Source organism: Actinoplanes palleronii, assembly GCF_016862315.1.
Classification (GTDB): Bacteria; Actinomycetota; Actinomycetes; order Mycobacteriales; family Micromonosporaceae; genus Actinoplanes; species Actinoplanes palleronii.
Genome location: NZ_BOMS01000016.1, coordinates 42,442 through 60,005, shown reverse-complemented (window position 1 = coordinate 60,005; position 17,564 = coordinate 42,442). Strand labels below are relative to the sequence as shown.

General features: G+C 72.3%; 19 protein-coding genes. 10 read left to right on the top strand and 9 right to left on the bottom strand.

Annotation, left to right across the window (positions count from 1 at the left end; genetic code table 11):
- Positions 1-11 precede the first annotated feature (11 nt).
- The 3 genes from Apa02nite_RS06505 to Apa02nite_RS06495 form a co-directional block, all read right to left on the bottom strand.
- Positions 12-611: a phosphoesterase PA-phosphatase gene (locus tag Apa02nite_RS06505; protein WP_067686829.1), complete on the bottom strand. Its 600-nt coding sequence runs from the start codon at positions 609-611 to the stop codon at positions 12-14.
- A gap of 91 nt (positions 612-702) precedes the next feature.
- Positions 703-1,194 (bottom strand): SRPBCC family protein, encoded by a 492-nt coding sequence (locus Apa02nite_RS06500; protein WP_067686826.1) that lies wholly within the window; start codon positions 1,192-1,194, stop codon positions 703-705.
- Positions 1,181-1,528, bottom strand: coding sequence for an ArsR/SmtB family transcription factor (locus tag Apa02nite_RS06495; protein ID WP_067686823.1), 348 nt, complete (start codon positions 1,526-1,528; stop codon positions 1,181-1,183). Before Apa02nite_RS06495 ends, Apa02nite_RS06500 begins: the two co-directional genes overlap by 14 nt.
- Before the next feature lie 140 nt (positions 1,529-1,668).
- Here Apa02nite_RS06495 and Apa02nite_RS06490 point away from each other — a divergent pair, with 140 nt between their 5' ends.
- Both Apa02nite_RS06490 and Apa02nite_RS06485 read left to right on the top strand, forming a co-directional pair.
- Complete coding sequence (locus Apa02nite_RS06490) at positions 1,669-1,938, top strand: hypothetical protein (RefSeq protein ID WP_203824251.1); 270 nt, start codon at positions 1,669-1,671, stop codon at positions 1,936-1,938.
- Positions 1,938-2,330 carry a DNA-binding protein gene (locus Apa02nite_RS06485; protein WP_203824250.1) on the top strand — a complete coding sequence of 131 codons (393 nt, stop codon included), beginning with the start codon at positions 1,938-1,940 and terminating at the stop codon, positions 2,328-2,330. Before Apa02nite_RS06490 ends, Apa02nite_RS06485 begins: the two co-directional genes overlap by 1 nt.
- Positions 2,331-2,739: 409 nt before the next feature.
- Here Apa02nite_RS06485 and Apa02nite_RS06480 read toward each other — a convergent pair whose 3' ends face one another.
- The 3 genes from Apa02nite_RS06480 to ychF form a co-directional block, all read right to left on the bottom strand.
- A complete protein-coding gene (locus Apa02nite_RS06480) occupies positions 2,740-3,135 on the bottom strand; it encodes a PIN domain-containing protein (RefSeq protein WP_203824249.1) in 396 nt (131 codons plus the stop codon).
- Positions 3,132-3,371 carry a hypothetical protein gene (locus Apa02nite_RS06475; protein WP_203824248.1) on the bottom strand — a complete coding sequence of 80 codons (240 nt, stop codon included), beginning with the start codon at positions 3,369-3,371 and terminating at the stop codon, positions 3,132-3,134. Before Apa02nite_RS06475 ends, Apa02nite_RS06480 begins: the two co-directional genes overlap by 4 nt.
- Before the next feature lie 579 nt (positions 3,372-3,950).
- The gene (ychF, locus tag Apa02nite_RS06470) at positions 3,951-5,036 is read right to left on the bottom strand and encodes a redox-regulated ATPase YchF (protein WP_067686814.1); all 1,086 of its coding nucleotides are present in this window, start codon (positions 5,034-5,036) and stop codon (positions 3,951-3,953) included.
- A 271-nt stretch (positions 5,037-5,307) separates the two neighbouring features.
- Here ychF and Apa02nite_RS06465 point away from each other — a divergent pair, with 271 nt between their 5' ends.
- The 6 genes from Apa02nite_RS06465 to Apa02nite_RS06440 all read left to right on the top strand — a co-directional run bounded on the left by Apa02nite_RS06465 (position 5,308) and on the right by Apa02nite_RS06440 (position 12,386).
- Positions 5,308-6,789 (top strand): DNA-3-methyladenine glycosylase 2 family protein, encoded by a 1,482-nt coding sequence (locus Apa02nite_RS06465; protein WP_203824247.1) that lies wholly within the window; start codon positions 5,308-5,310, stop codon positions 6,787-6,789.
- 142 nt (positions 6,790-6,931) lie between these two features.
- Entirely contained in the window at positions 6,932-7,429 is a 498-nt protein-coding gene (locus Apa02nite_RS06460) for a methylated-DNA--[protein]-cysteine S-methyltransferase (protein WP_203824246.1), read from the top strand.
- A gap of 1,059 nt (positions 7,430-8,488) precedes the next feature.
- Positions 8,489-9,190 carry a protein DA1 gene (locus tag Apa02nite_RS06455; protein WP_067708107.1) on the top strand — a complete coding sequence of 234 codons (702 nt, stop codon included), beginning with the start codon at positions 8,489-8,491 and terminating at the stop codon, positions 9,188-9,190.
- 174 nt (positions 9,191-9,364) lie between these two features.
- Entirely contained in the window at positions 9,365-10,084 is a 720-nt protein-coding gene (locus Apa02nite_RS06450; RefSeq protein ID WP_203824245.1) for a vWA domain-containing protein, read from the top strand.
- 12 nt (positions 10,085-10,096) lie between these two features.
- A complete protein-coding gene (locus Apa02nite_RS06445; RefSeq protein ID WP_203824244.1) occupies positions 10,097-11,317 on the top strand; it encodes a protein phosphatase 2C domain-containing protein in 1,221 nt (406 codons plus the stop codon).
- The gene (locus tag Apa02nite_RS06440; RefSeq protein ID WP_203824243.1) at positions 11,310-12,386 is read left to right on the top strand and encodes a protein kinase family protein; all 1,077 of its coding nucleotides are present in this window, start codon (positions 11,310-11,312) and stop codon (positions 12,384-12,386) included. Before Apa02nite_RS06445 ends, Apa02nite_RS06440 begins: the two co-directional genes overlap by 8 nt.
- A gap of 78 nt (positions 12,387-12,464) precedes the next feature.
- Here the strand turns inward: Apa02nite_RS06440 and Apa02nite_RS06435 are convergent, their stop codons facing one another.
- Positions 12,465-13,727, bottom strand: coding sequence for a hypothetical protein (locus Apa02nite_RS06435; RefSeq protein WP_203824242.1), 1,263 nt, complete (start codon positions 13,725-13,727; stop codon positions 12,465-12,467).
- 172 nt (positions 13,728-13,899) lie between these two features.
- Here Apa02nite_RS06435 and Apa02nite_RS06430 point away from each other — a divergent pair, with 172 nt between their 5' ends.
- Complete coding sequence (locus Apa02nite_RS06430; protein ID WP_203824241.1) at positions 13,900-14,481, top strand: hypothetical protein; 582 nt, start codon at positions 13,900-13,902, stop codon at positions 14,479-14,481.
- 49 nt (positions 14,482-14,530) lie between these two features.
- Here Apa02nite_RS06430 and Apa02nite_RS06425 read toward each other — a convergent pair whose 3' ends face one another.
- On the bottom strand, positions 14,531-15,334 hold the full coding sequence (locus Apa02nite_RS06425; RefSeq protein ID WP_203824240.1) for a DUF2076 domain-containing protein: 804 nt from the start codon (positions 15,332-15,334) through the stop codon (positions 14,531-14,533).
- A 54-nt stretch (positions 15,335-15,388) separates the two neighbouring features.
- Here Apa02nite_RS06425 and Apa02nite_RS06420 point away from each other — a divergent pair, with 54 nt between their 5' ends.
- A complete protein-coding gene (locus tag Apa02nite_RS06420; protein ID WP_203824239.1) occupies positions 15,389-16,522 on the top strand; it encodes a DNA recombination protein RmuC in 1,134 nt (377 codons plus the stop codon).
- A 24-nt stretch (positions 16,523-16,546) separates the two neighbouring features.
- On the opposite strand, the gene Apa02nite_RS06415 is transcribed toward Apa02nite_RS06420, so the two are convergent.
- Entirely contained in the window at positions 16,547-17,527 is a 981-nt protein-coding gene (locus Apa02nite_RS06415; protein WP_203824238.1) for a 4-hydroxy-3-methylbut-2-enyl diphosphate reductase, read from the bottom strand.
- Positions 17,528-17,564 lie beyond the last annotated feature (37 nt).

Below are 17,564 nucleotides of genomic sequence, written 5' to 3'. Positions count from 1 at the left end.
TGCGGTCTTGATCAACGGAGGATGGGGAAGATCGTGGCGGCCACGATCGCGCCGGCCATCGCGCCGACCACCACCTGGGCGGGCGTGTGCGCGGTCAGGCGCACCCGGGCCCAGCCGCCGAGCACCACCAGCGGCGCGCCGAGCAGCGCCACCGGCCCGTAGATCACGATCATCGTCGCCAGGGTGCCGGCGGCCACGCCCGCGTGGATCGACATCTTCCACCAGTGCGTGACCAGCGCGAAGATCGCCAGCCCGACGCCGCCCGCGGTCAGCAGCGCGAGCACCTCACGGGGCGCGCCGAGGAACACCAGCAGGACCAGCCCGGCGGTCAGCGACACCACCCCGAACAGCAGCGGCACCCGCCGGTCGGCCCGATCCGGGATGTGATGGTCGGTGAGCCGCCCGGTCCGCACCCCGTGCAGCACGTACCCCAGCGGGATGACCGCCGCGAAGATCGCCCCGGGCAGCCCCCACCAGTGCGAGACGCCCGGCGCCTCCCCGGCATGCCACCCCACGGTGACCAGCAGCGCCGCCACCAGCACCGCCGGCGCGAGCACTTCGGAAACGATGGTGGCGATCCGGTCGCCCACGGCCGGCCCTGCGTTGATCACATAGTGAGTCTGGCAGGCCGGTCACAGGTTTCCGGGGAGCCGCCCCCGGTCGTTTCCGCGCGCGGCTCCCGGGCGCTTCCGACGGGCGCGGTCAGGCGAGTGACGCCGCGACCTGCTCCAGCGCGTCGTAGGACTCCTGCATGCCGCCCTCCATGCCGCTGGCGATCACCATGTCCCGGTTCTCCTTGCTCTTGTGCACGCAGAGCACCTCCATGAACGTCCGCCCGTCCTTCTCGACGAGGGTCACGGTGTTCAGCGACGCGTTGCCGTCCGGGTCCGGGACTCCTTCGTACGCCTCCGTGCTGACCAGCCGCTCCGGCTCGCTGATCTCCCGGTACTCGCCGTGGAAGGCCACCTCGAAGCCGCCGTTCGCGGTCATCACGTACCGCCAGCGGCCACCCACCCGCAGGTCGATCTCGGCGCTGTCCACCTGCCCGCGCAGGCCGGCCCACCAGCGCCTGACCAGCGCCGGCTCGGTGATCGCCCGCCACACCAGCGCCCGCGGCGCGGCGAACTCGCGGCTGATCAGGATCTGGTCGTCGGCCGGCAGCGTCACCTGCGCGGTCCCGTTAGTCGTGGTCATCTGCGTCCTCCTCGATGAGCTCTTGCAACACGGTGTCCATCAGGTCGAACCGCTCGGTCCAGAACTGCTCGTACTTCCGCAGCCAGTCGTGGATGTCCCGCAGCGGGCCGGGGTTGATCCGATACATCCGCTGCCGCCCCTCGTCACGCACGTGCACCAGGTCGACCTCCCGCAGCACCCGCAGATGCTTGGAGACCTGCGGCTGCGCCAGCCCGAGCAGCTCCACGAGGTCGTTCACCGGCCGCTCCCGCTGCGCCAGCAGATCCAGGATCTGCCGCCGCCGGGGCTCCGCCACCGCGTTGAACGCATCCGCCGTCGTCGCCGCTCTAGCCATGCCCCTATCGTATACCCATAACGGAATACGTCAACGGTCGTCCTGCACGGCTTCCTGGGTTCATCACCCAAGGCGCCACCCCGTCCCGGGGTTATCCACAGGTCCTCGTGACCTTGGATTTCGCGCCCTAGGCTGGTCGCATGAACGGAGGAAAGAAGCGGTATTCGATCCCCCTGCCCGGCCAGCCCGGCCTCGAGAGCTTCGCGGCCTACGTCGAGGAGCTCGACCACCGCATCGCGATGAATAAGCTCGACGAGCTGGTCAAGGACCACGAGGCCCGCCACGGCCCTTTCACCGACGCGGAGAACGAGGCAGGCCTCGCCTATCTGCGCGGTGACATCACCACGGAGGAGTTCGAGGCCGCGTTCCGGCGGGACGACAAGCCGGGTTCCGGAGGCCTGGCCGCCTGATGCCCGGCACTCTGCTGCTCGACTGCGAAGGCCTCTCGAAGTTCTACCGCGACGACCACGCCGTCACCTGGCTCGTGCGCACGGCGCTTCGGCAAGGCCGAACCGTGGCGACCACCGCCATGACGGTGCTGGAAGCCGACTACGACCGAGTCCACCCCGCCCGCGCGCGCTGGGTCCTGTCCGGGATCGACGTGCGAGCCATCACGAGAGACGTCGCGGGGAAGGCCGCTGACCTGCTGCGCGCGAACAAGCTCCACGGCCACAAACACGCGATCGACGCGGCCTTCGCCGCCATCGCGCGAGCCGCACCGCGCCCCGCCGACGTCCTCACCTCGGACCCGCAGGACCTGAAGCTCCTCTGCGGCCCCACCATCCGCGTCGTCCGGGTCTGACGTCGTGGCACCGGCACCCGGGTGGATGCGCCCGCCTCGCGTCGAGGATGGTTCGCCGACGATATCGACCACCTTCCTGAAGCGCCGCGGCACACCGAGCTGATCGATGGAGCTCTCGTCTTCAGGACGCACCCCGGCAGGTCTGGCACAGCCGGGCTGTCTCCGCGCTGCTGTCCGCCCTCACTGAGCAGGCGCCGACCGGCGTCGAGGCCGAGCGGAAGCCGGCATCCCGAGCTACTGGCGTATTGAGGACGCGGACGGCGCGCCGGTCGTGCACGCCTACGGTCTCGACGAAACGACCGGGGCCTACGTGCCGACCGGAGTTCATCGCCGCGAGCTGCGCAGCTCCACGCCGTTCGCGGTCCGGACTGACGTGGGCGGGCTGGTTGCCGGGCGTCGGCGGGGGCGCCTACAGCCTGATGGTTCGCACCTGGCGGCCGCACAGCTTGGCCATGTCGTCGACATCGGAGGTCAGAACGGCCACCGGTGCGGGTAGCCGGAGCGCCACCTCGGCGACCATGGCATCGATGGCGTATTTGTGTCCGTGCAGCCCCGCCGCCGTCAGCAGCCCCGCGCTGCGGCGGGCGCTTTCCTTCGTCACCGGCTCCACCCGGATCTGGGACAACAGCCAGGTCAGTCGCGCGCTGTCCACACCGGGATGGGAAACCTCGATGATCGTGGCGGCCGACATCACGAGGTCGGTCCCGTCGCGTTCGGCCTGTTCCAGCAGTCGCATCACGGTGCGATCCCGGGCGATCCACCCCGAGAGGCCTTGCGAGTCGAGCACCAGCGACTCGAGGCTCACGCGGCCCGGCCAGTCTCCTCAGCCCCGTGCAGGAGCGCCCGGGCCTCGGCCATCTCCTCGTCGGTGAACGCGCCGAACTCGCCCTGGTAGCTGTCCAGCTCTGCCCGGAGGGATCTGCGCCGCTCTGCCCGCTCGGCCAGGTCGGTGAGATAGCCGGAGACGTTGTCAGTGTGCGACTTCATGCTCTCCAGCAGCTCTGCCGGCAGCGTGATGGTGACCTTCTTGGTCCTCGCCATCATTCGACCATACCACGGTGTTACCGCAGCCCGAGTAGCCGCCGGATGCCCGGCCGGGAAGCCGAGCGAGGAGATCGGGAGCCGGGTGACGACCTCTAGGGCCGCCGAACGCAACGCAAGCCGTGCGTCGGATCATCGCCCAGGACGTGCCCGACCCGGCAGGCAGGCGGCCGCGATGAGCACTCACGAGGTCGGCGACCACGTCGCCATCCGCTGGCCCGGCGGCAGCTACGACTTCGTCATCGAGTACTACGACGACGGCCAGTTCGCCGCCGCCCCGATGGACGGATACCAGTGGATCCGCGGCGTCGTCGTCGAACCGGCCGGCCTGCAGCACCGCGCGATGCGGACCTTCCACGTGCGACCGGTGGCGAGGAGTACGAGCTGCTGCCGGTGCAGCGGCCATGGCCCGGCCCTGCGCCTCATGCGCGCCTACGAGATCAAGGCTCGAGGACGAGATCGACGCCTGGATCAAGGCGAACCGGGCGGGCTCCACGCTGGCCGAGCCCACCGCACTAGCAGACTCCCTGCGGACTGGCCAGACCTTGAAGGCGGTCTGACCAGTGCAAATGCTGCCGCCTACACGTTGAAGCGGAACTCCACCACGTCGCCGTCCTTCATGATGTATTCCTTGCCCTCCATGCGGACCTTGCCGGCGGCCTTCGCGGCGGACATCGAGCCGGCCGTCATCAGGTCGTCGAAGCTGACGATCTCGGCCTTGATGAAGCCGCGCTGGAAGTCCGAGTGGATGACGCCGGCCGCTTCCGGGGCGGTCGCGCCGACCGGGACGGTCCAGGCGCGGGCTTCCTTCGGGCCGGCGGTCAGGTACGTCTGCAGGCCCAGCGTCTCGAAACCGACCCGGATCAGACGGTTCAGGCCCGGCTCGGACTGGCCGGTGGACTGCAGCAGCTCCAGGGCCTCCTCGTCGTCCAGCTCGATCAGCTCGGACTCGATCTTCGCGTCCATGAACACGGCTTCGGCCGGGGCGACCAGCGCGCGCAGCTCGTCGAGGAACGTCGCGTTGCCGAGTTCCGCCTCGTCGACGTTGAAGACGTACAGGAAAGGCTTCGTGGTCAGCAGGTGCAGCTCGGCCAGCAGGTCCAGCTCGATGCCGGCCGCGGCGGCGCCCTGATACAGCGTCCCGCCGTCGTTGAGCAGCTTGAACGCGGCCTCGGCGGCGGCGACGGTGGCCGCCTTCTCCTTCTTGAGCTTCGCTTCCTTCTGCAGGCGCGGCAGCGCCTTCTCGACCGTCTGCAGGTCGGCCAGGATCAGCTCGGTGTTGATCGTCTCGATGTCGTCGGCGGGCGACACCTTGCCGTCGACGTGCAGCACGTTCGGGTCGGAGAACGCGCGCACGACCTGGCAGATCGCGGACGCGTCGCGGATGTTCGCGAGGAACGCGTTGCCGCGGCCCTGACCCTTCGACGCGCCGCGCACCAGGCCCGCGATGTCGACGAAGCTCACCGGCGCGGGCAGGATCTTCTCGCTGCTGAACAGCTCGGCGAGCTTCCCCAGCCGCTCGTCGGGCAGCCCGACGACGCCGACGTTGGGCTCGATCGTCGCGAACGGGTAGTTCGCGGCGAGCACGTCGTTCTTGGTCAGGGCGTTGAACAGGGTGCTCTTGCCGACGTTGGGCAGGCCGACGATTCCGATGCTGAGGCTCACGGAACGCCAGTCTACGCAAGCGCCATCCGACGGGGTTCCGCAGTTCGGCGGCGACCGGCCGACACCGCTCACGGTCATCCGCCACACTCGCGGCAGGACCGGCTCCAGGACCGGGCAAACCCCTTTCCGGTACGACGGTGAAGCGCCCCACGCGGCTCACCGCCGTACCCAAAACTGCAGTTGATCTTGAATTGCCCGGACGGGTGCCGTGGCACGGTGATGTCCGAAACCCGCCAGCCAGCCGGGGGCCGCGCGGAGCAGACTCGGTGGCATGGAGCTGGACTTCGAGCGTTGTTACCGCGCTGTCGACAGCCGCGATCAGCGGTTCGACGGGTGCTTCTACACGGCCGTGCGGACCACCGGGATCTACTGCCGGCCGTCCTGCCCGGCCGTCACACCGAAACGGCAGAACGTCACGTTCTACCCGAGCGCGGCCGCCGCGCAACGAGGCGGGTTCCGGGCGTGCCGGCGATGCCGCCCGGACGCCGCGCCCGGATCACCGGAGTGGGACGTGCGCGCCGACACGGTCGGGCGGGCGATGCGGCTGATCGGCGACGGGATCGTCGACCGGGAAGGCGTGGCCGGGCTGGCCACCCGGCTCGGATACACGGAACGGCACCTCAACCGGATGCTGACCACCGAGCTCGGGGCCGGACCGCTCGCGCTCGCCCGGGCCCAGCGCGCGCAGACCGCGCGGATCCTCGTCGAGACGACAGACCTGGGGCTCGCGGAGATCGCGTTCGCGGCCGGGTTCGGGAGCGTGCGGCAGTTCAACGACACGATGCTCGAGGTGTACGCGCAGGCGCCGGGCAAGCTGCGGGAGACGCGGCCGGCGGTGCGCGGCGAGGCCGGGGTGATCAACCTGCGGCTCGCGTACCGGGCGCCGCTGCACGTCGCGGCGCTGCTGGAATTCCTCGGGGCCAGGACGCTGCCGGGGGTGGACGAACTCGACGGGGAGACGTACCGGCGAGGGATGGTGCTGCCGCACGGGAGCGCGCGGGTCGAGCTGCGGCCGCGCGAGCGGTGGGTGTTCGCGACGTTGTGGCTCAGTGATGTGCGGGATCTTGCGCCGGCGGTGGCGCGGTGCCGGCGGCTGCTGGATCTCGATGCGGATCCGGATGCGGTGGACGGGACGTTGGGGGCGGATCCGGGGCTTGCCGCAGTGGTGCGGAAGGAGCCCGGGGTGCGGGTGCCGCGGGCGGTGGATGGGTTCGAGATGGCAGTGCGGGCGGTGGTGGGGCAGCAGGTGAGTGTTTCGGGGGCTCGGACGACTCTGGGGCGGTTGATCCGGGGGGTTCGGGGGGATCTTGGGGGTGGATCTTCGGGGTCTTCCGGCCCTTCGGGCCCCGCCCCCGCCCCCGCCTCCAACCACCAGCTCACCGGATTCCCGTCCGCCGAGAGCATCGCGGAACTCCCCGACTCCGCGTTCGGCATGCCCGCGGCCCGCCGCGCCACCATCCGCGCCCTGGCCACCGCCGTAGCCGACCACCGCATCGACCTGGAGCCCACCGCCGACCGCACCGAGACCACCGCCCGCCTGCTGGAACTGCCCGGCATCGGCCCGTGGACCGCCGGTTACGTCGCGATGCGCGCGATCGGCGACCCGGACGTCTTCCTCGCCACCGATCTGGCCGCCCGCCGTGGCGCGGCCGCGCTCGACCTGCCGGACTCGGCGAAGGCGCTCGCCGCGCACGCGGAACGTTGGCGCCCCTGGCGTTCCTACGCACTGGTCCGTCTCTGGCGATCGGCCTGACCGCAGCCCGAACATACCTCGCGCCGCCACCCGCGAAGCCGTTGTCCACAGGCCTTCCCGTTGTCCACAGGCGGCGAAGATTTTCGCTCGCGGCCGACACGGATCGGCCACGCTGAACCCCCGGAGCAAGGAGTTGAGGAGCATGTTGCGTCATTCCACGATGGACACCCCGGCTGGCCCGTTCACCCTGGTGGTCGGCGACTCGGGCGCGGTCCGCGCGGCCGGTTTCACCACCGATGTGCCGGAGCTGATCCGGCTGATCCACCCGTCGCTGGCAGAGCCCGCGGAGCCGGCCGACGACGTAGGCCCGGCACAGGCCGCGGTCCGGGCGTATTTCCAGGGTGACCTGACCGCGCTGGACTCGATCGCGGTCGAGCAGCGCACCGGCGGCGAGTTCATGGCGCACGCGTGGCTCGTGATGCGCGAGATCAAGCCGGGCGACCCGGTGACGTATTCGCGGTATGCCGAGCTCGCCGGCCGCCCGGCGGCGATCCGGGCGGCGGCCGCGGCGTGCGCGCGCAATCCGGTGGCGCTGATCGTGCCGTGCCACCGGGTGTTCCGCACGGACGGCGGGCTGGGCGGCTACCGGTGGGGCCTGCCGGTGAAGTCCTGGCTGCTGGAGCACGAGTCAGCCGGCTGATCCGCACGCGCCGCGGTCACTGTCCGCCGCACGGTCCCGGCAGGTGGTCGTCCGGTCCCGGCAGCCGGTCCGCTCCGGCTCACCCGGGGCCGACCCCTTTCACGGTACGACGTGAGACCCGCGACGGCCCGCGCCCCGGTGCGATAACAGCGCGCACCGCACCCTCGGCCGGCACGCGCGGTCGTCTCGAACCCGCCCTGACAGCGACCAGCACCAGCCCGGCACACCCCCATGCCGCTCAGCCTATTTTGATCCCCGGTGGGGCGGCAGGAGCCCGCGCTCGGCGCCAGCAGGGCGGCCAGGATCCGCACTCGGCGCCGAAGGGGCGGTGGAAGTCCGCGCTCGACGCCGAAGGGGCGGTGGAAGTCCGCGCTCGACGCCGAAGGGGCGGTGGAAGTCCGCGCTCGACGCCGAAGGGGCGGCAGCCGTCCGCGGTTGGTCGGGTTCGGGGCGATGGCGGTCCGCGGTCGGGTGGTGCGTGCGGCTACCGCCCCCAGGTGGGCGGCGAGCGCACGCGATCTGGCAATGCGGACTCGCACCGCCCTACCCAGCAGCGACACACACATCCGAGCGGGCATGCACACCCCCGCCGCCCACAAAGTGATCGAGGGTCGACCAGCCGACGATCAACGTGCTCGACGCTCCCCAGGCAAACACCGTGTTCACCCCGCCGGGATCGGTTGGATCCCGGCCGCGAGCGCACGGCCGTGCACTCGCCGACATCAGGTCACCCGCACCACCGCCCGGACCGGGATGCCCTCGCGGGCCAGACGGTTCCGGGCCGCCGGCGCCCCACCAAGATCAACTTAAGCTGAGCGGCATTGCGACACACCCAGCTGGACACCACGGCCCTAATCAGCCCCCACAACGGCCACCAGAACCAGCCCGCGACGCCCGGCTGGTTCTGGTGGCCGCTATTTGTCCAGGTAGGACGCGGCGAGGGGTGCAGCAGGCCGCCGCCAGCGCCAGCCGGGGCCGCTTGCCGGTGGCGGGTGGGCGGCACACTGGCGGGCGGCGGGGGTGCCCGACGGTGACGTGAGGCGACATGACGGTTCGTGGGTGGCGGGCGTGATCCTGCCGCGCTGCGCCGCCTGCGGACGGCTGATGACGCTCACCGGTTTCGTCACGGCGAACGGTGAGCTGGTCTGCCGGCGGCACGCGCACGAGCGGCCCGCCGTCTGCTGTGGACTCCCGGCGGATCTCGCGTTGCGGACGGACTGGCCGTTGTGCCCGCGGTGCGGAGCCACCGCGGTACGGACCCAGCAGGACGTGAAGCGGGTGCTGCCGCCGATCGCGGCGCGGATCCGGTCGTTGTCGATCCGGACGACGACACCGGTGCGGGTACGCCTCGTGCCCCGCGACGAGTTGCAGAACCGGCTGACCGGCCCCGGCGAGGTGCACGGGCTGACCGTCGTCGCGGGTCTCGACGTGATGGACCTGATGGTGGCCCGGGATCTGCCGCTGGTGCGGTTCGGGGTGGTGGTGGCGCACGAGGTGATGCACGCCTACCTGGCCCAGCAGGGTTTCGGTGACCTGTCGCCACAGGTCGAGGAGGGGTTGTGCGAACTGCTGGCGCACGCCTGGCTGAAGGATCAGCCGGGCGATCCGGCGGAGTGGGAACGCCGCCGGATCACGCACAACCCGGATCCGGTGTACGGCGACGGCTTCCGGGCCGCCCGCGACGCCGCGATCCGGATCGGCGGCGTGCGCCGCATGCTCGACCACGTCCGCCGCCACGGCACCCTGCCCGGCCCGCCATGAGACGCCCGGCCCACCACGAAAGCCCGGCATGAAACGCCCCGCCCTCCACGAAAGCCCGGCATGAAACGCCCCGCCCACCGCGAACGCCCGGCCCGCAACACAAACGCAAGCCGCGTGCACACGCTTTCTAGGCTGAACGGCGACCGTTCCCGCCCGCCCGGCGCAGGAGGAACCATGTCCGATGTCCCGCAGGTGCCCGACGACCGCACTCTCGCTCTGGCCTTCTACCTGCTGGTCGACGTGTCGTACTCGATGGACGGCGCGCCACTGGACGCGGTGAACCGGATCCTGCCCGAGGTGATCGACACCATCGAGGAGAGCCCGACGCTCGGTGACGTGGTGCGGTTCGGCGCGCTGGATTTCGCGGATGACGCGCGGACCGTGCTGCCGCTCGGTGACCTGCGGGACGTGCGGGCCATTCCGCAGTTCACCGCGAGGGGCGGCACGTCGTACGCGGCGGCGTTCCGGCGGCTGCGGCACGACATCGGGCACGACCTGGCCCGGTTGCGGGGCGAGGGGTTCCAGGTCTACCGGCCGGCGGTCTTCTTCGTCACGGACGGGGCGCCGACCGACGCCGTGCCGGAGGTGCGGGCCGCGTTCGCCGAGCTGACCGATCCGGGTTTCCGCGGGCGTCCGAACATCATCCCGTTCGGGGTGACGCCGGAGCTGCCGGGGGACTCACTGGAACCGTGGGTCCACCCGAAGCCCGGCACCGGCGGCAAGCCGATGCGCAGTTATGTCTACGGCGGCGCGGGTGACGCCGCGACCGCGATCCGGCAGATCGCCGACGTCCTGATCAGCAGCATCGTCGCGTCGGCGAACTCGGTGAACGACGCCGGCGCCGCGGGCGGCTTCGTGCCACCGGACGACGACGACCTGGGCGACTGGATCTGACGGCCGCCCGCCGTGACCGACGAGCAGGGACGACCACCCCCGACGAAGACGCCCGCTGACCGGGAACGACCGCTGCCGGAGACCACCGCTGACCGGGAACGACCGCTGCTGGAGACGACCGACGAGCCAACCATCGGGTACGACGAGCAGGGCCGTCCACCGCCCTGGGCCCGGCACGACAACCGGCGCTGGGTGGTCGGTGACCCCGGCCGGCAGCCCGCGATACGTGCCCGCGTACCCCGGATGTTCCGCACTCCCCCACCCGACATCGTCATCGACGGCGCGGAGGCGGGCCACCTGACGTTCCGCGCCACGTCGGTACGCGGGGCTGGTCACCAGGAGCGCGGCGAACCGCGACAGGACGCGTACGCGGTCCGGTTCACCCGGGATCAGCGCTGGCTGGCCGGCTGCGTCGCGGACGGGGTGTCGGCCGCGAAGCGGTCGCACGAGGCCGCCGCCGTGATCTGCGAGATCGTCGCCCAGTCCCTGATCGACCACCTGGTGGCGGACCCACCACCACCCGGCGCGGCCGGCTGGGCGGCCGAACTGCCCTGGTCACCAACGGTCACAGCAGCCAACGACGCGGTGGCCGACCTGGCCCGCCCATTCCTGACGAAGACCACGACGGCGGGGCCAGAAACGACCGCCCCGCCGGCGCTGACGTTCGAGCAGGTGCGGGCGGTCATGTCGGCGACCGCGCTGGCGTTCGCCGTCGAGACCGAGCCCGCCCCGAACGGCGGCCACCGCGCCATGCTGGCCAATCTGTCCGGTGACTCCGCCGCGTTCCTGCTCACCGGCGGCGCGTGGCTGCCGCTGACCGCGGTGAAGAACGACGGCGCGGCGATCTTCTCGAGCGGGGTGCGCTCGCTGCCCGCCGACGTCCGGGTCGCGCCGAACGCGTTCTACCTGTTCCCGGGCCAGGTGCTGCTGGTGATGACGGACGGGCTCGGCGACCCGTTCGGCTCCGGCGCGGGTTCGGTCGCCGACTTCCTGCGCACCCGGTGGGCGGCGCCGCCGGATCCGCTGGCGTTCGCGCAGCAGGTCGCGTTCCTCCGCAAGTCGTTCACCGACGACCGCACCGCCGTCGTCCTCTGGCCGGCAACCCCCGCCGCCCGGGACCCCGCCCGAAAACCCGGACCACACCCCGACGACCAGGACACCGGCCGGAACGCCGGACCACACACCGGCGCCCGGGACGCCGCCCGGCACCCCGGGCCGGACGCCGATGAGTGAGCTGCCGCTGCGGCGTCTCGGGCGGCTGGAGCAGCTCGCCCGGGGTGGCACCGCCACCGTCTTCCTCGCCCCCGACCTGCGGCTCCCCGACCTGCCCGGCAGCCGGTTCGTCTACAAGCGATACACCGGCGCGACGAAGCGCCGCGCCGGGCCGTCGCTGGCCGGCGGGCTGTCGGGGTTCGTCAGGTTCCGGGACCGGCTGCCGGACGCGCAACGGGCCACCTGGGACGCCCGGATCATCTGGCCGCTGCGCGTCGTCGTCGACGAGGACGGCGCGGCCGACGGCGTACTCATGCGGCTCATCCCGGACCGCTACTTCCAGGATTTCCGCAAGCGGTCCGGCGGTCTGCACCGCAAACCCCGGGAGATCGAGACCCTGTTCGGCGACGACGCGACCGCGCGGCGCACCGGCCTGCCACCCGTCGACGCCGGTGACCGGCTGCGGCTGATCCGGGCGGTCGCCGGGGCCTACGCGATGATGCACCGGCAGAACGTGGTGGTCGGCGACGTCTCCGGCCGCAACATCATCTACGACCCGGATCCGGCCCGGCCGTCGGTGCTGGTGGTCGATGTGGACAGTGCCCGGGTGCGGGGCACGCGCGCGGTGTTCGGGATGCAGCCGCACACGCCGAACTGGCAGCCGCCGGAAGCCCTGGCCGCGAGCGCCGAGCTGGCCCGGCTGGACCCGGCCGACACCGACGCCCACGACCGGCTGCGGGCCCGCTGGGCGGTCCAGAGCACGACGACCGACGTCTACAAGTTCGCCCTGATGGCGGCGCGGATCCTCGCCAACGGGCGGGGTGCCGCGGTCCGCCGGGACCCGGCCGGCGCACACCGGATCCTCCGGGAGCGAGCGGGTGCGCAGGCCGCGGCACTGCTCGACGCGAGCCTGTCACCGGCAGGACGGGACCGCCCGGCGATGCGCGACTGGTATGAGGCGCTGCACCCGGCTGGTTCGCAGGGGTGCCTCCCCGAGCCGGAGGCACCCCTGCGAACCAGCCGGAACAGCGAGCGACCGGTGAGCGGCGACTGGGAATGGACCGACGGGCAGGGCTGGACCCGCGGGTGACCGGGCGACTGCCACACCCACGGACCGGCGGGCAGGGCTGGTGACCGGGTGGCTGCCACACCCACGGGCCGCGCGGGCTCAGGCCGTGCCGGGACCGGGTGGGTGCCAGGGCTGCGGGAGCGGCGGGGCCGCCGGGGTCCAGGCCGCGAGCCAGTTCAGGTCCGCGTCGCGCCAGGCCGGATCACCGCTTTCCCGTACGCGCACCGCGTCGCAATCGGTCACCAGCACGTCGACGCACGGAGCGAGCGTGTAGGGCGCCGAGTCCAGCGCGTGCGCGCCGAGCCGCACGTCGTGCCGGTGCGCCAGCTCGATCAGATCGCGGACGGCGGCACGCAGCCGGAGCCGGTCGCCGGGCGGGGCCTGCCCGAGCTCACCGTCGTAGCGGCGGGCCGGCACGTCCGGGGCGAGCAGGCCGGTGACCGCGGTCGCGCCGGCGCCGACCACGAGCCGGACCGGCCAGAGCATCCGGGCGGTGAGCTCGCCGGCGTGCCCGCGCAGCGCGACCATCCGCAGCAGCGGGGCGAACGGCTGCCCCGGGTCGAGGAACCGGCGGTAGACGAGCGGCCCGGGATGCCCCGTGCCGGGGTCGCCGGCCTGCAGCAGGTCGGTGAGCGGGGCGTGGCGCTGGCCGTACCCGAGAAGCAGTTGATCCTCCCGGACCACCCATCGGTCGTAGGAGATCCGCGGAACGCCGGACCCCAGTGACCGGCGGACCGCGCCGACCGCCCGGCGAGCGACGCCGGTCAGGGTGTCGTCGGCGCCCGCGATCGCGACCTCGACGTCGCGCCCCGCGCCGAGCTCGGCGAGCAGGCCGAAGTCCGCGCCGGGCAGCGGGACCAGCAGCACCCGCGGCGCCCAGTCCCGGGTCTCGTCGGCGTGCAGGGTGCCGGTGAGCAGGCTGTCGAGGGCGGCGGCCCGCTCGTGCGGCTCGTCGGCCGCGTGGCCGGTAGTGATCACCACGAGGCACGGGGTGCGCACGTCCGCGGTGTCGTCCTCCAGCATGGTGATGTCGCTGCGGATCAGCCGGCGCAGGGCGAGCAGTGCGGCGGCGAGCCGGGGCGCGGCGGTGGACCGGCCGGCGGGCAGGGTGGCGAGGCGGGGCGGGCGGAGCGCGGCGTCGGCCTGCTGGAGCTGCATCAGCGGGACCAGGTCGCCGTCGCCGGTGTGCAGCTCGACGCTCCAGCGGACCGCGTCGGCCAGGCCGGGATCCGCGGTGAGCTGCTCGGCCAGGTGCGCGAGCAGCAGGTCGACGGTGGCCCGGCCCCGATCGGACAGCGCACCGGAGACGTCGCAGAGCACGTACAGCGGCTGGATGGTCAGACCCGCGGAGTCGTCGGTCACCGGAACCTCCGCGCTCCGAGGCTAGCCGGGCGCGGCCACCCCGGGCCGGTTCCGGACGGCGTCCGAGACGGCGGCCGGGGTCCGGGACGGGCCCTACCGGCTGCGCGGGTCCGGGGCGGCAAAAGCCGGGATCCGGGGAGCCGGGGCCGGGTTTCGGTCCACCATAGGAGGCATGCCGATCGCCCCAGAGGAGGTCGAGGCGCCGGCCGGGGACAGCACGTTGTTCCGGTCGTCGCCGGGCCGGACGTTCGTCGCGGTGTTCGCCATGCTGATGCTGTCGTACCTGGCGGTCTCCCCGATCGTGGGGTGGATCGCGCGGGACACCGGGGACCCGTGGTGGGTGACCGCGCTGCAGGCGGTCGTCGTCGGGACCGCGGTCGCCGCGTTCTACGCGCTGTCCGCGCGGGCCGCGCTCACCACCTGGGTACGGATCTCGGCCGGTGGCCTGGAACTCGCCGCCCAGGGCAGCGACCCGGTGCTGCTGGCCTGGGACGACGTGGCCGCCGTGACGGTGCGGCGCAGCGGCCTGCGCACCGTGCTCGAGGTGACCCCGGTGGACATGGACACCGTGCACCCGGTGCAGGGGCCGGCCGAGGGCTGGCCGCCGCTGACCGAGACGGCGCGCGGGCCGGCGTTCGTGGCCGACCTGTCGCAGATCTGGCCGGGTGCCCGGGCGCTGCGGCGGGAACTCGTCCGGCGCCTCCACCCGTACCCGAGACCGACCGTCGACGCCCACCCACCGCAACCCTGGTGAAAGACCGAAGGCGGGCCCGAGGGCCCGCCTTCTCCCTGGTGAGAACGACCTAGAAGTCGCCGCCGCCGAAATCGCCGCCGCCGAAGTCCCCGCCGCCGAAGTCGCCGCCACCCCAGTCGCCGCCACCACCGCCGACGTCGCCGAGGCTGTTCACGTCGCCGCCGCCGTCACCACCGACGTCGCCGCCGTCGGCGATCCCGTCCTGGTAACCGTCGGCGTAGGAGCCGTCGGCGAACGCGCCGACGTCACCGAAGGACGGCGAGAACAGCGCGTCGAAGATCAGCATGCCGCCGAGCACACCGGCGCCGGTGCCGAGCGCGGTCTTCCAGACCGGCGTCGAATACCAGCCGGACGGCACCGGACGGCCCTGCACCCGGCCGCCGGGGTAGTAGTACGGAGTGTCCGGTCCGGGCTGCGGGCCGGCCCGGTACGCGTGGCCCTGCACGCTGACCTCACGGTCCTGGGTGAGATGGCCGGAGCCACGGGACGCGGCCAGCGGCGGCACGTCCGGGCCCGGGTCGAGGCCCATCGCCACCCGGCCGGCCCGCACGTACGCCAGGCCCTCCAGGGCCGACTCCCGGGCCAGCTCGAACTGCCGCACCGTGGTGGCCTGCTGCAACTGGCCGCCGGCGGCGTTGTACCGCTCGCTCGCGTCGGCCAGCGCCTGCCGCGCGGCCGGGTCCTCGGCGTGCAGGTTCAGCACCTGGCCGCCGAGTCGCTCGTACCACCGCTGCGCGTCGGCGCGGGCGTCCTCGAGCTGGGTCTGCTTCAGTTTGCCGCCGCCACGTTGAACGCCGGCGACGATCAGGGCGACGATCGCGACGATGGCCAGGATGAGCAACACGCCGTTCATGTTTCCCAAGGTACTCCCGGTGGTCTTGTGGCGTTGTTCTGGCAATCTGCGATGGTGACGTACTCGACGCTCGCTGTGATCCTGGTCTGCCTCGCGGCCGGCGCCGCCCTCGGCTGGTTGGCCGCGAGGGCCCGTGCCGCCGCCGACATCGCCCGGCTGGAGGCGACGGTGGCCGCGACCCGCGACGGCGAGCACCGGCTGGAACAGTCGATGCGCGCGCTGGCCTACGAGTCGACCGCCCAGTCGCAGGAGGCGGTGGCCCGGGCCGTCGCGCCACTGCAGGACACCCTGCGACGGTACGAGCAGCGGGTCGCCGACCTGGAGCACGAGCGGATCGACGCGTACGCCGAGCTGCGCGAGCAGGTCCGGGCGATGGGTGTGGTCTCCACCGAGCTGCGCGGCGAGACCCGGCAGCTGGTGTCCGCGCTGCGTACCCCGCAGGTGCGTGGCCGCTGGGGTGAGCACCAGCTGCGCCGGATCGTGGAGGCGGCCGGGCTGCTGGAGCACTGCGACTTCGGCGAGCAGGTCAGCGGCGAGACCGACCACCAGGGCGTCCGGCCCGACATGGTGGTCCGGCTGCACGGCGGGCGCACCGTGGTGGTGGACGCGAAGGCGCCGCTGGAGGGTTATCTGTCCGCGATGGAGGCCCGCGACGAGCGGGACCGGGATCTGCACCTGGACCAGCACGCCCGGCACCTGCGGGCGCATGTGGACGCGCTGTCGGCGAAGGAGTACTGGACGGCGTTCGCGTCGACACCGGACTTCGTGGTGCTGTTCGTGCCGGCCGACCCGTTCCTGGACGCGGCGTTGCAGCGGGACCCGGTGCTGATGGAGTACGCGTTCCGCCGCAACGTGGTGCTGGCCACCCCGGCGACGCTGGTCGCGATGCTGCGCACCGTCGCGTTCGCCTGGCGGCAGGAGAAACTGACCGGCAACGCGGTCGCCGTGCACACCCTGGGCCGGGAGCTCTACGCCCGGCTGGCGACCCTCGGTGACCACGTGAGCCGGCTCGGGGTGTCGCTGAACGGGGCGGTCAGCGCGTACAACAAGGCGGTCGGCTCGCTGGAGTCCCGGGTGCTGGTCAGCGCGCGCAAACTCGCCGAGATGGGGGTCTCGGACGAGGAGCTGCCGCAGCCACCCCAGGTGGAGGTGGCTCCGCGGCAGCCCCAGGCGCCGGAATTCAGTTAGCCGCGGCCGGGCCGCGGCTGACTCTCAACTGGCCGCTGCCCGAGCCGCCGCGGCCAGCTTCATGTCGCGGCGCAGCTCCTGCGGCAGGGAGAACGTCAGCCGCTCCTCGGCCGTGGTGAACTCGGTGACCTCACCGAAGCCGTGGTCGGCGAGGCGCGCGAGCACCTCCATGACCAGCTCGTCCGGCACGCTGGCGCCGGACGAGACGCCGACCGTGGTCGCGCCGTCGAGCCACTCGTCCTGGATCTCGCTGGCGTAGTCGACCAGGTGACCGGCGCGGGCGCCGGCGCCGAGCGCGACCTCGACCAGCCGCACCGAGTTCGACGAGTTGATCGAGCCGACCACGATCACCACGTCGCACTCCGGCGCGATCTCTTTGATCACGTGCTGCCGGTTCGAGGTGGCGTAGCAGATGTCGTCGCTGGGCGGCGACTGCAGCAGCGGCAGCCGGGTCTTGAGCCGGGCCACGGTCTCCATGGTCTCGTCGACCGAGAGCGTGGTCTGCGACAGCCAGACGACCTTGGCCGGGTCGCGGATCACCACGTTGGCCACGTCGTCGGGCCCGTCGACCAGCTGGATGTGCGCGGGCGCCTCACCGGCGGTGCCGATGACCTCCTCGTGCCCCTCGTGCCCGATCAGCAGGATGTCGTAGTCCTCGGCGGCGAACCGCTTCGCCTCGTGGTGGACCTTCGTCACCAGCGGGCAGGTCGCGTCGATCGCCTTGAGGTTGCGCTCGCGGGCCTGGTCGTGCACCTCGGGCGCGACGCCGTGCGCGGAGAAGACCACTGTCGCGCCCTCGGGCACCTCGTAGTTCTCCTCGACGAAGACGGCGCCGCGGGCCTCGAGCGTGCTGACCACGTGTTTGTTGTGCACGATCTGCTTGCGCACGTAGACCGGGGCGCCGTAGAGCTTCAGCGCCTCCTCGACGGTCTGCACGGCGCGGTCGACGCCGGCGCAGTAGCCACGCGGCTTGGCGAGCAACACCCGCTTACGAGGTTCAGTCACCCGGCCATGGTACGTGCCCCGATCCCCCGGCCGCCCT

Excerpts from the sequence above, each read along its gene's own strand:
- Apa02nite_RS06500 (WP_067686826.1), bottom strand. The coding sequence starts at position 1,194 with ATGACCACGACTAACGGGACCGCGCAGGTGACGCTGCCGGCCGACGAC.
- Apa02nite_RS06495 (WP_067686823.1), bottom strand. The coding sequence starts at position 1,528 with ATGGCTAGAGCGGCGACGACGGCGGATGCGTTCAACGCGGTGGCGGAG.
- Apa02nite_RS06490 (WP_203824251.1), top strand. The coding sequence starts at position 1,669 with ATGAACGGAGGAAAGAAGCGGTATTCGATCCCCCTGCCCGGCCAGCCC.
- Apa02nite_RS06485 (WP_203824250.1), top strand. The coding sequence starts at position 1,938 with ATGCCCGGCACTCTGCTGCTCGACTGCGAAGGCCTCTCGAAGTTCTAC.
- Apa02nite_RS06475 (WP_203824248.1), bottom strand. The coding sequence starts at position 3,371 with ATGGCGAGGACCAAGAAGGTCACCATCACGCTGCCGGCAGAGCTGCTG.
- Apa02nite_RS06465 (WP_203824247.1), top strand. The coding sequence starts at position 5,308 with ATGGAGCTGGACTTCGAGCGTTGTTACCGCGCTGTCGACAGCCGCGAT.
- Apa02nite_RS06460 (WP_203824246.1), top strand. The coding sequence starts at position 6,932 with ATGTTGCGTCATTCCACGATGGACACCCCGGCTGGCCCGTTCACCCTG.
- Apa02nite_RS06450 (WP_203824245.1), top strand. The coding sequence starts at position 9,365 with ATGTCCGATGTCCCGCAGGTGCCCGACGACCGCACTCTCGCTCTGGCC.
- Apa02nite_RS06440 (WP_203824243.1), top strand. The coding sequence starts at position 11,310 with ATGAGTGAGCTGCCGCTGCGGCGTCTCGGGCGGCTGGAGCAGCTCGCC.
- Apa02nite_RS06430 (WP_203824241.1), top strand. The coding sequence starts at position 13,900 with ATGCCGATCGCCCCAGAGGAGGTCGAGGCGCCGGCCGGGGACAGCACG.
- Apa02nite_RS06425 (WP_203824240.1), bottom strand. The coding sequence starts at position 15,334 with ATGAACGGCGTGTTGCTCATCCTGGCCATCGTCGCGATCGTCGCCCTG.